We start from the raw sequence: 11614 nt of genomic DNA, 5'->3' as shown, positions 1-11614 counted from the left end.
CTCCCCACCCTCGCCGGGTATCGGCACCACCCCCGCCAGCACCACCGGCCAGGACGTCAGCCACGGGTCGTGACGGACCGCCTCGCCGTAGGCGGCCAGCGCCTCCGCCGGACGGATGCCCTCCGGCACCGGGCCCGGCGCCGCCGCCGAACGGCGGCCCAGCGCGGCCCGCAGCGGGGCGCCTCCCGGGTGGTAGGCCAGCTCTGCGTCCATCACCGCGCCGACCGGCAGGTCGAGTTCGGGCGGCCGCCCCCCGGCGCCGTACGAGAGCAGCAGGGCCGGACGGCCGCACCGGAGCCGACGCAGCCATATCCGCCGCACGGCGAGCCTGCCCTCCTGGTCCTCCCGCCGCCCGAGGACGAGGAACCGGCCGCCGACCAGGGCCTCCTCGTCGGCGAGCAACATGCTCGACTCCGTGCCGGCGCCCAGCCGCGCCCGGACCGTCGCCGCGAGCGGGTCGGGCAGTGAGCCCGTCCGTGCGGCCGCCCTGACCAGGAGATGCAGCAACGCGCACTCCGCGAGCAGCCGCGCCGGCCAGCCGGGGCCGGAAGCGGGCACGGCCGCCAACTCCCGCACCCGGGAAGCGAGTCCGGGAGCCTGGGCGTCGACCATGCGCGCGGCCGTCTCCTCCCAGCCCGCGCCGTCCGCGCGCTCGGCGCCGGCCAGGCCGACGCGTATCAGGTCGATCAGGCGTTGCTCCAACTCCTCGGCGCCTGCCGCGATCCGCGCCGCACGCCGTTCGGCGCGGCGGCGGGCGGCTTCGGGATCGGCCGGCGCGCGCCCGGCCTGGCGGGCCGTCGGCGCGTCGGTACGCGCCCGCCGGTCGGCCGCCCAGCGCACCACCCACTCCGGTCGGCGCGCGTCCGCCGCCGGAGTACCGCTTCCCGCGCTGAGCAGCAGCAGCCCCAACGCGTGCTTGCAGGGCGACTTGCGGCTCGGGCAGTCGCACCGGTACGCCGGTCCGGCCAGATCGACCGCCGTCCGATACGTCCTCCCGCCGCCGCCCTGGCAGAGCCCCCACAGCGTCTCCCCCTGCTCTCCGGTGTCCGACCAGTGGTCGGCCGCCGCCAAGCCCTCACCCGCCCGCCGCGAGGCGGCGTCGGGAGCCAGCGCCAAGAGCCGTTCCGCCGTCCAGCGGACCTGCTGTCCCGTCATGTCGTCGAAGCTAGCGGCCGGCACTGACAACGCCGCCCGGACCGGGGTGGAGGCGGGAGCCCGGTCGGGGCGGCGCGATGACGTGCCGTCAGTTCCGCGCAGGCTCCTGCCGGACGGTGTTTCCGCAGGTGGGAGCGGATTGTCAGTGGTGGGGTGCACAGTGGGGTCACGGGGTCGAACGCGAGCCCGAACGGGCCGTCAGTCGGGCCCGCGCACATCGGTGACACCCGCCGTCAGAGGGGGACTCATGACCACTGTCGACAGCGCCCCGACCGCGCTGCGTCCACATGCCGAGGAGGACTTCGCCGAGGAACTGCGGGCGTTGGCGGCCGCCGACGACCGGCCGCGTCCGCCGCGCTGGCGGATGTCGCCCTGGGCGGTGTCGCGCTATCTCCTCGGCGGCACGCTGCCGGACGGCACGGTGATATCGCCCAAGTACGTGGGTCCGCGCCGCGTCGTCGAGGTCGCGGTGAGCACGCTGGCCACCGACCGCGCCCTGCTGCTGCTCGGTGTGCCGGGGACGGCCAAGACGTGGGTGTCCGAGCATCTGGCGGCGGCCGTCAGCGGCGACTCCACGCTGCTCGTCCAGGGCACGGCGGGCACGGCGGAGGAGGCCGTGCGCTACGGCTGGAACTACGCCCGGTTGCTGACGTCGGGGCCAAGCCGCGAGGCGCTGGTGCCGAGCCCGGTGATGCGCGCCATGTCGGAGGGAGTGATCGCCCGGGTCGAGGAACTGACCCGGATGCCGGCGGACGTGCAGGACGCGCTCATCACGATCCTCTCGGAGAAGACGCTGCCGGTGCCCGAGCTGGGGCAGGAGGTCCAGGCCGTACGCGGCTTCAACCTCGTCGCCACGGCGAACGACCGGGACCGCGGGGTGAACGAGCTCTCCAGCGCCCTGCGCCGCCGCTTCAACACGGTGGTGCTGCCGTTGCCGGCTTCGGCGGAGGCCGAGGTGGAGATCGTCGCGCGGCGGGTCGAGCAGCTGGGCCGCTCGCTCGATCTGCCGCCGCTGCCGGACGGCGTCGCGGAGATACGCCGGGTCGTCACGGTCTTCCGCGAACTGCGGGAGGGCGCCACCGAGGACGGCCGCACCAAGCTCAAGTCCCCGTCCGGAACGCTCTCCACGGCGGAGCTGATATCCGTCGTCACGGGCGGGCTGGCGCTCTCCGCGCACTTCGGGGACGGTGTGCTGCGCGCCGACGACGTGGCGGCGGGCGTCGTGGGCGCGGTGGTGCGCGATCCGGCGGCGGACGCGGTGGTGTGGCGGGAGTACCTGGAGACCGTCGTCCGTGAGCGGGAGGGCTGGAAGGACTTCTACCGGGCATGCCGGGAGGCGGCGGCGTGAGGGCCGGGCCGCTGCTGCTCGGCGTCCGGCACCACGGGCCGGGCTCCGCCCGCGCGGTGCGGGCAGCCCTCGCGGCCCACCGGCCGAAGGTGCTGCTCGTCGAGGGGCCGCCGGAGGCGGACGCGGTGGTCGAGCTGGCGGCGGACCCGGGGATGCGGCCCCCGGTGGCGCTGCTCGCGCACGCCGTCGAGCGGCCGGGCACGGCGGCGTTCTGGCCGATGGCGGAGTTCTCCCCGGAGTGGGCGGCGATCCGCTGGGCGCTGGAGCACGCCGTACCGGTCCGCTTCGTCGACCTGCCCGCCGCACACACCCTGGCCCTCCAGGAGCGACCGGACGAGCCGCCCGCCGACGAGCCGCCCACGGCCGAACCGCCCGCCGACGAGAGCGGCGGCCGGTCGTCGCCCGATCCGCGCTCGGATCCGCTCGCCGCGCTGGCGCACGCCGCCGGGCAGGACGACCCGGAGCGGTGGTGGGAGGACGTCGTCGAGCATCGCGGCGGCGGCCCGGGCGGCGGCCCCGGCGGCGGACCGTCCGCGAAGCCCGACGCGCTGGCGGCGTTCGACGTCCTGGAGGAGGCCATGACGGCGCTCCGGGAGCCGTACGCCGCGCCGGACCGCCGGGAGGCCGCACGCGAGGCCCATATGCGGCTGCGGCTCCGCGAGGCGCGCCGCGAGTTCGGGGACGACGCCGTCGCCGTCGTCTGCGGCGCCTGGCACGTGCCCGCGCTACGCGCCCGGCACCGGGTCACGGACGACCGCCGGCGGCTCCGCGGCCTTCCGCGCGTACGCACCGAGATCACCTGGGTGCCGTGGACGCACCGCCGGCTCACCCGCTGGCCCGGCGGCGGCTCCCAGCCGCGGCCGGGCGGCGGCTACGGCGCGGGCGTCGCCTCACCCGGCTGGTACGGCCATCTCTTCGCCTCTCCCGACCGGCCCGTCGAGCGCTGGATGACCCGGGTGGCCCGGCTGCTGCGCGAGGAGGACCACCCGGTCTCCTCCGCGCACGTGATCGAGGCCGTCCGGCTGGCCGAGATGCTGGCGGCGCTGCGCGGACGGCCGCTCGCCGGGCTGACGGAGACGCTGGACGCGGTGCGGTCGGTGATGTGCGAGGGGTCCGAGGTGCCGCTCGCACTCGTCCGGGAGCGGCTGATCGTCGGAGACGAGCTGGGCGAGGTGCCCGCGTCCGCCCCGGTGGTCCCGCTCCAGCGGGACCTGGCCGCGCTTCAGCGCTCGCTGCGGCTCCGGCCGGAGGCGGCCGAGCGGCTGCTCGACCTCGATCTGCGCAAGCCGACCGACAACAACCGCAGCAGACTGCTGCACCGGCTGCGGGTGCTCGGCGTCGACTGGGGCGAGCCGGTCGCCGGGCGGGCCGGGAGCACGGGGACGTTCCGGGAGAGCTGGCGGCTGCGCTGGGAGCCGGAGCTGTCGGTGCGGCTGGCCGAGGCCGGAGTCTGGGGCACGACGGTGATCTCGGCGGCGTCGGCCCGGCTGGCCGCCGAGGCGGCCGAGAGCAGCCGGCTGCCGGAGGTGACGGCGCTCGCCGAGCGGGCGTTGCTGGCCGGTCTGGACGACGCCCTCCCGGAGGTACTGCGGGCCCTCGCCGACCGTGCGGCGCTCTCCGCCGACGTGGGGCAGCTCGCCGGGGCGCTGCCCGCGTTGGTCCGGGCGGTCCGCTACGGCGATGTGCGCGCGACGGACTCCCGCGCGCTGCGCCGGGTCGCGGAGGGCATGGCCGAGCGGGTGTGCGTGGGGCTGCCGGCCGCCTGCGCGGGGCTGGACGCCGACGCCGCGTCGGAGATGTGCGGCCACCTCGACGCCGTCCGACAGGCCGTCACGATGCTGTCGGACACGCCGGTCGGCCGGCCTGACGACCCGCCTGGCGGCGAGCCGTTGGCAGCCCGTTGGCGTGCGGTGCTGCGCACACTCGCCACGCGCGGCGGTGTCGCCCCGCTGCTCCGGGGGCGCGGCGCCCGTCTGCTGCTGGACGACGGCGCGCTCAGCCGCGCGGCGGCCGAGCGGCTGATGGCCGGGGAACTCTCGCGTGGGGCCCAGCCGGCGGACGCCGCCGCGTGGGTCGAGGGGTTCCTGTCGGGTGGCGGGCTGCTCCTGCTGCACGACGAGCGGCTGCTGGCGCTGGTGGACGACTGGTTGCGCCAGGTGCCGGGCGAGGCGTTCGCCTCCGTGCTGCCGCTTCTGCGGCGGACGTTCGCCGAGTTCGACCCCGGCGTCCGGCGGAACCTCGCGGAGCTGGTCCGACGGGGTGGCGCTGCGCGGAAGCCGGAGGCCGAGGGCCTCGCGCCGGTTCTGCCCGGCTACTCCACGGCGCTCGACGAGCACCGCGCGGCGGCCGTGCTGCCGGTGCTGCGGCTGATACTCGACGCCCACCCGGACGACGCGCGGGCCGGAGCCCGCGGCAGCGCGCGCACCGCGGCGGGTACGGCGAACACCGAAAGGGACAGGGCGGTCACAGCACACACAGCCAACTCAGCCAACTCAGCCAACGCGGGAGGGACGGGAGCGGTATGAGCGGTACTGGGGAGGAGGCCGAGACTCAGGCGACGCGCACCGACGCGGCGCGTACCGATGCGACGCGTACCGATGCGACGCGTACCGATGCGGCGCCGAACGCGGCGGCCGCCGCCGAGCGGCTGCGGCGCTGGCGGCTCGTGCTGGGGGACACGTCCTGCGGCGGCGGCGGCGCCGACGGCCCGGGCAGTGGCAGGACCGTCGGCGCCGCCGCGTCCGGGCCTGCCGAGCCCGGGCGGGACGGCACGGGTGTGTCGCTGGGGGAGCGGGACGCCGCCATGGACCGGGCCCTCGCCGCGCTCTACGGCGGCGGGGAGCGCGGCGCGGGCCTCGGCGGCAGCGCACCGAGGGTGGCGCGCTGGCTGGGTGACGTGCGGACGTACTTCCCGACGCCGGTGGTCCGGGTGATGCAGCGGGACGCGATCGACCGGCTGGGGCTGGCGACGCTGCTCGCCGAACCGGAGATGCTGGAGGCGGTCGAGGCGGACGTGCACCTGGTCGGCACGCTCCTCACGCTCGGCAGGGCGATGCCCGAGTCCAGCCGGGAGAGCGCCCGGCGGGTGGTGCGGAAGGTCGTCGACGAGTTGGAGGAGCGGCTGGCCGCCCGTACCCGGGCCACGCTCACCGGCGCGCTGGACCGTTCGGCCCGGGCCCACCGCCCCCGCCACCGGGACGTCGACTGGCACCGCACGATCCGTGCGAACCTGCGCCACTACCTGCCCGAGCACGGCACGGTCGTGCCGGAGCGGCTGGTCGGCTACGGCCGGGCGGCCCGCTCGGTGCCGAAGGAGGTCGTGCTGTGCGTCGACCAGTCCGGTTCGATGGCCGCCTCCGTGGTGTACGCGTCGGTGTTCGGCGCGGTGCTGGCTTCGATGCGCGCGATACGCACGCGGATGGTCGTCTTCGACACCAGCGTGGTGGACCTGACCGAGCGGCTGGACGATCCGGTGGACGTCCTGTTCGGCACCCGGCTCGGCGGCGGTACGGACGTCAACCGGGCGCTGGCGTACTGCCAGCAGCGGATCAGCCGGCCCGCGGAGACGGTGGTGGTGCTCATCAGCGACCTCTACGAGGGCGGCATCCGGGGGGAGATGGAGAAGCGGGTCGCGGCGATGCGTGCGTCGGGCGTCCGGTTCGTGGCGCTGCTGGCGCTGTCCGACGAGGGCGCGCCCGGCTACGACCGGGAGCGCGCGGCGGCCCTCGCCGAGTTGGGCGCGCCGGCCTTCGCCTGCACGCCGGACCACTTTCCGGAGGTGATGGCGGCGGCCCTGGAGAACCGCCCGCTGCCCGTGCCGAAGGCCGACTGAACCACGCGTCTACGGGGCCGGCGAGGAGGCCCGCTGTGACGGGACTCACCGCGCCGGTGTGACGTGGATTTTATGTAGGGCACAGGGGCCGGGCTACCCTGCGAGGCGGACATGCCGCGTTTCGACGCCGACGCGGCCACGCGGCACGCCCACGCTCACAACGACCGCGACAACTGATTTAAGGGACGGACGCGCGTGGACCTGTTCGAGTACCAGGCGAGGGACCTCTTCGCCAAGCATGACGTACCGGTGCTGGCCGGTGAAGTCATCGACACGCCCGAGGCGGCGCGTGAGGTGACCGAGCGGCTCGGCGGTCGCGCGGTTGTCAAGGCGCAGGTGAAGACCGGCGGCCGCGGCAAGGCCGGCGGCGTGAAGCTGGCCTCCGACCCGGCCGACGCGGTCGAGAAGGCCGGCCAGATCCTGGGTATGGACATCAAGGGCCACACGGTCCACAAGGTGATGCTGGCCCAGACCGCGGACATCGTGGAGGAGTACTACGTCTCCTTCCTGCTGGACCGCACCAACCGCACCTTCCTGGCGATGGCTTCCGTGGAGGGTGGTGTCGACATCGAGGAGGTCGCCGCCACCAAGCCCGAGGCGCTCGCCAAGATCCCGGTGGACGCCATCGACGGCGTCTCCGAGGAGAAGGCCCGCGAGATCGTCGAGGCGGCGAAGTTCCCGGCCGAGGTCAAGGACCAGGTCGTGGCGGCGCTGCAGAAGCTGTGGGACGTCTTCATCAAGGAGGACGCCCTCCTCGTCGAGGTCAACCCGCTGGTGAAGACCGCCGACGGCACGATCATCGCGCTGGACGGCAAGGTCTCGCTGGACGCGAACGCCGAGTTCCGCCAGCCCGACCACGCTGCCCTGGAGGACAAGGCGGCGGCCAACCCGCTCGAGGCCGCGGCCAAGGCCAAGGGCCTGAACTACGTCAAGCTCGAGGGCCAGGTCGGCATCATCGGCAACGGCGCGGGCCTGGTCATGTCCACCCTGGACGTGGTCGCCTACGCCGGCGAGAAGCACTCCGGTGTCAAGCCGGCCAACTTCCTGGACATCGGCGGCGGTGCCTCGGCCGAGGTCATGGCCAACGGCCTGGAGATCATCCTGGGCGACCCCGAGGTCAAGTCCGTCTTCGTGAACGTCTTCGGCGGCATCACCGCCTGCGACGCCGTAGCCAACGGCATCGTCCAGGCGCTCGAGCTGCTCGAGAGCAAGGGCGAGCAGGTCACCAAGCCCCTGGTGGTCCGTCTGGACGGCAACAACGCGGAGCTGGGTCGCAAGATCCTCACCGACGCCAACCACCCGCTCGTGGAGCAGGTCGACACCATGGACGGTGCCGCCGACCGCGCCGCCGAGCTGGCCGCGAAGTAACCCAGACGACGACCTAGAGGACAGACGAGGAAACCGACAACAATGGCTATCTTCCTCACCAAGGAAAGCAAGGTCATCGTCCAGGGGATGACCGGCTCCGAGGGCCAGAAGCACACCCGGCGCATGCTGGCCTCCGGTACCAACATCGTGGGCGGTGTGAACCCCCGCAAGGCCGGTCAGAAGGTCGACTTCGACGGCACCGAGGTGCCGGTGTTCGGCAGCGTCAAGGAGGCCATCGAGGCCACCGGCGCCGACGTCACCGTGATCTTCGTCCCGGAGAAGTTCACCAAGGACGCGGTCATCGAGGCCATCGACGCCGAGATCCCGCTCGCCGTGGTGATCACCGAGGGCATCGCGGTGCACGACACCGCCGCCTTCTGGTCCTACGCGGGCAAGAAGGGCAACAAGACCCGGATCATCGGTCCGAACTGCCCGGGTCTGATCACCCCCGGCCAGTCCAACGCGGGCATCATCCCGGCGGACATCACGAAGCCGGGCCGCATCGGCCTGGTCTCCAAGTCCGGCACGCTGACGTACCAGATGATGTACGAGCTGCGTGACATCGGCTTCTCCAGCTGCGTCGGCATCGGCGGTGACCCGATCATCGGCACCACCCACATCGACGCGCTGAAGGCCTTCCAGGACGACCCCGACACCGACCTGATCGTGATGATCGGCGAGATCGGCGGCGACGCCGAGGAGCGCGCGGCCGACTTCGTCAAGGCCAACGTGACCAAGCCGGTCGTCGGCTACGTCGCGGGCTTCACCGCGCCCGAGGGCAAGACCATGGGCCACGCCGGCGCCATCGTCTCCGGTTCGTCCGGCACCGCCCAGGCGAAGAAGGAGGCCCTCGAGGCCGCCGGTGTGAAGGTCGGCAAGACGCCGTCGGAGACGGCTCTGCTGGCCCGCGAGATCCTGAACGGCTGACGTCCGCCCAGGGCTTCCGACAGACGGCGGTGGCCCGCCTCCCCTCCTGGTTCCGGCCGGAGGGAGGCGGGCCACCGCCGTTCCGTCGTCCGTCGGGCGGGGTCAGCGGGTGAGTCGTTCGACGGTGCCGGCCAGGCCGGTCGGGACGAGGTCCCCGGTCTTGTGGGTGGCGATCGTGAACGACGTGGTCACGATGAGCGCCGTGGTCGCGACGCAGACCGCCAGTGTCCGCCCCAGCGTGGCGAGGTCGCTGCTGCTCCGCACGGCCTTCGAGGAGCGCGGCGTGACGTCGTGTGCGGCGGCGACCCTCTCCAGCAGGTCGTGGACGACCGGCCCGCGTTCCTCCGGCGCGCTCTCGCCGACCTCCCGGACCGCCTCGGCCAGTGCCTCCCGGGCGTGCAGCAGCCGACCCGCGGTCGCCGGGGTGCTCGCCTCGGTCTCCGCCGCGATCTCCGCGAGGGCCAGCCCGAGCCCGTCGTGCAGCAGCAGCGCCCTGCGGTAGTCGCGTGGCAGCGCCCAGAACGCCTCGGCGAACGGCCGCAGCTCCACCGGCCCGGCATATGGGTCGGGGGAGTGGTGCTTCGGCCACAGCCGCAGCCAGGGGGTGAGCGCGTTCTCGTGGGCCTCGGCCCGCACCCAGCCGACCGGGTCCGGGTCCCTGGCGACCTCCGGCCAGCGCTCCCACGCGGTGTGGAACGCACGCTCCACCGCCCAGCGCGCGACCTCGCCGTTGCCGGTGAGCAGGAACGTCTGACGGGTGAGCGGTGCCGCGTGCGCGGTGTGCAGCCGGTCGAAGGCGGCGGCCGCCGGGCAACCGGCGGACGGCGTCTCCGCGCCGTCGGCGGCGGCCGGCCCCTCGGCGGAACCCGGGCCCTCGGCGGAACCCGGGCCCGCGTCGGTATCGGCCTCCTGGGAAGTGTCGTCCTTGCAGGAAGCGGCGGCGTCAGGCGCGGCGGCGTCCTCCGGCGCCGGACTCTCGCCGTCCACCCGGGTGGCGGCGTGCCGCTCGGCGTCCTCCTCGTCCCTGGCCCAGACGGGCGAGGGACGGTTGAGAACACCGAGCCGCGGCCGGTCCTCTGGCGGGCCGTCACCCTTCGGGTGTTTTCTGCCCTTCCCGGTCGGCACGGCGTGTTCGGCGTTGCGTTCGACGCCGTGTCCGGTGCTCTTCCCGCCCTTCCGGGAGTCGGCCGCGGACCGTGCCGCGGCCTTCCGTGCCTTGCGCGACTTGCGTTCCCCGGTGGGTTTTTTCGGACGTGCGGGCTTGTCCGCCACCGCGGCGCGTTCGTCCGTCCGCTCGTCGAACGTCATCTTCGCCCCTCGTACTCGCCGGCGGCCCGGGCGGCTGCGGCTCCCTCCGGCTTCGGACGGCGCCCCACGGCAACCCGTGCGAATAGGTGCATAGATGAATATTCCGCGACACAGCGAGCTTTCGCGCGCTACGGGTGTGAAACGGGTGTTGTTGGCAGCATGTCCGTGTGAGCCAAATGACGCAGCGCGCCGTCGGACGTGACGGTCCGGCGAGAATCGTGAACTGGCTGGCGGAGGGCGCGCTGGCGGCCTGTCTCGGCGTCGCCGCCGTGGCGATGCTCGTCCTCGTGCTGTGGATCGCCAGTCCCCACCCGCACGGCGGACCTGACGAGGCGTTGCGCATCGCCGCCGGCGTGTGGCTGCTCGCCCACGGGGTGGCGCTGGTCCGCGCCGAGACGCTGGGCGGCGGCACGGCGCCGATGGGCGTCACGCCGATACTGCTCACCGCGCTCCCGCTGTTCCTGCTCTACCGGGTGGCCCGGGCCGCCGACGGGCGGGCCTGGCGGATCGTGCTGTGGCTCGGCGCGGGTTATCTGCTGGTCGCCGTGGGGGCCGCGCTGTTCACCGTCGGCGGCCCGCTGCGGGTGGCGCCGCTCAGCGCCACGCTGGTCATGCCTGCGGTGACCGCCGCGACCGTGGGCGCCGGCGTCTGGTCGGCGCGCGGCCGCCCGCTCCCGGCGGACGGCACGCTGAGGCTGCCCGCCGCGCTGCCGGAGCGACGACTGTTCGACGCCGTGCGTGCCGGGCTGGCCGCGGCGGGTGCGCTGTGCGCGGTCGGCGCGCTGCTCGTCGCGGGCTCGCTGGTGTGGCACTGGCACGTCGCCGCCGAGGACTACACGCAGCTCACCGCCGCCTGGTCCGGCCGGATGGCGGTACTCGCCCTGTGCCTGGCCCTGGCGCCCAACGCGGCGGTCTGGGGCGCCGCCTACGGGCTGGGCCCGGGCTTCACGCTCGGCGCGGGCAGCGCCGTCGGGCCGCTCGCCGCCGACGGGCTGCCGCAGCTGCCGCACTTCCCGCTGCTGGCGGCCGTACCGGCCGAAGGGCCCGCCGGCTCGTACGCGTGGGGGTTCGCCGCCGCCGTGCCGCTGGCCGGCGGCCTGGTCGCCGGGCGGTTCACCGCCCGAGCGGCGGTCCCGGTGCTCGGTGACCGGCACGGCTCCGAGTCCGCCGCGCGGACCAGCGGCGCCTCGGCGCTCGCCGGTTGCTGCTGCGGCCTGGCGATGGCGCTGCTCGCGGCGTTCGCCGGGGGGCCGCTGGGCACGGGCGCACTGGCCGAGTTCGGGCCGACCTGGTGGCTGACCGGCGCGGCGGCGGCCGGCTGGACGGCCGCCGTGGCGGTGCCGGGCGCGCTCGTGGCGCGCTGGTGGCGGCTTCGCGAGCCGCACCCGCTGCTCGCCGTCGCGATCGGCGCGCGCCGCGCCCGCGCCCGCGCCGCCACACGTCTCGTCTCAGGGCGCCGGAAGCTCGCCGCCGCGCGCCGACGCGTCCTGGGCGGCGGCGGTCGCCGCCGCGCGGCGGCGAAGACCGCACCGGCCGACGACTGGCACTCCACGGGAACCCGCCACAGCCGCTGGGCGGCACTGAAGAAGGCCTCCGGGGGCCTGGTCCCCTCCCTCGACACCGCGGACCGCCCGCTCACTCCGGACCGCGACGGCGGCCCCGAGGCGGTGCCTCCC

At 74.8% G+C, this 11614-nt stretch carries 8 protein-coding genes; 6 read left to right on the top strand and 2 right to left on the bottom strand.

Annotation, left to right across the window (positions count from 1 at the left end):
* Positions 1–1155: SWIM zinc finger family protein (locus FNX44_RS16985; protein ID WP_143649113.1), on the bottom strand; the 1155-nt coding region annotated here is incomplete at its 3' end.
* A gap of 247 nt (positions 1156–1402) precedes the next feature.
* Between FNX44_RS16985 and FNX44_RS16980 the strand changes: the two genes are divergently transcribed.
* From FNX44_RS16980 to sucD, 5 genes are all read left to right on the top strand, one after another.
* Positions 1403–2503 (top strand): ATP-binding protein, encoded by a 1101-nt coding sequence (locus tag FNX44_RS16980; protein WP_143649112.1) that lies wholly within the window; start codon positions 1403–1405, stop codon positions 2501–2503.
* Entirely contained in the window at positions 2482–5028 is a 2547-nt protein-coding gene (locus tag FNX44_RS16975; protein ID WP_228449951.1) for a DUF5682 family protein, read from the top strand. The genes FNX44_RS16980 and FNX44_RS16975 overlap by 22 nt, the downstream gene beginning before the upstream one ends.
* The gene (locus FNX44_RS16970) at positions 5025–6335 is read left to right on the top strand and encodes a VWA domain-containing protein (RefSeq protein ID WP_143649111.1); all 1311 of its coding nucleotides are present in this window, start codon (positions 5025–5027) and stop codon (positions 6333–6335) included. The genes FNX44_RS16975 and FNX44_RS16970 overlap by 4 nt, the downstream gene beginning before the upstream one ends.
* Before the next feature lie 195 nt (positions 6336–6530).
* Entirely contained in the window at positions 6531–7703 is a 1173-nt protein-coding gene (gene sucC, locus FNX44_RS16965) for an ADP-forming succinate--CoA ligase subunit beta (RefSeq protein WP_143649110.1), read from the top strand.
* A 42-nt stretch (positions 7704–7745) separates the two neighbouring features.
* A complete protein-coding gene (gene sucD / locus FNX44_RS16960) occupies positions 7746–8630 on the top strand; it encodes a succinate--CoA ligase subunit alpha (protein ID WP_143649109.1) in 885 nt (294 codons plus the stop codon).
* 102 nt (positions 8631–8732) lie between these two features.
* Here the strand turns inward: sucD and FNX44_RS16955 are convergent, their stop codons facing one another.
* Positions 8733–9938, bottom strand: a complete 1206-nt coding sequence (locus tag FNX44_RS16955) for an RNA polymerase sigma factor (RefSeq protein WP_143649108.1) — start codon at positions 9936–9938, stop codon at positions 8733–8735.
* Between the two features lie 176 nt (positions 9939–10114).
* Between FNX44_RS16955 and FNX44_RS16950 the strand changes: the two genes are divergently transcribed.
* On the top strand, positions 10115–11614 hold a 1500-nt coding region (locus FNX44_RS16950; protein WP_228449952.1), incomplete at its 3' end, for a cell division protein PerM.

Source organism: Streptomyces alkaliterrae (genome assembly GCF_007097205.2).
In the GTDB taxonomy this organism is placed as follows: domain Bacteria; phylum Actinomycetota; class Actinomycetes; order Streptomycetales; family Streptomycetaceae; genus Streptomyces; species Streptomyces alkaliterrae.
The sequence above is the reverse complement of the archived record's forward strand: the minus strand, read 5'-3'. Positions and strand labels throughout refer to the sequence as shown.

Coding starts and splice junctions, on each gene's coding strand:
- FNX44_RS16980 (WP_143649112.1), top strand. CDS start 1,403: ATGACCACTGTCGACAGCGCCCCGACCGCGCTGCGTCCACATGCCGAG.
- FNX44_RS16975 (WP_228449951.1), top strand. CDS start 2,482: ATGCCGGGAGGCGGCGGCGTGAGGGCCGGGCCGCTGCTGCTCGGCGTC.
- FNX44_RS16970 (WP_143649111.1), top strand. CDS start 5,025: ATGAGCGGTACTGGGGAGGAGGCCGAGACTCAGGCGACGCGCACCGAC.
- sucD (WP_143649109.1), top strand. CDS start 7,746: ATGGCTATCTTCCTCACCAAGGAAAGCAAGGTCATCGTCCAGGGGATG.
- FNX44_RS16955 (WP_143649108.1), bottom strand. CDS start 9,938: ATGACGTTCGACGAGCGGACGGACGAACGCGCCGCGGTGGCGGACAAG.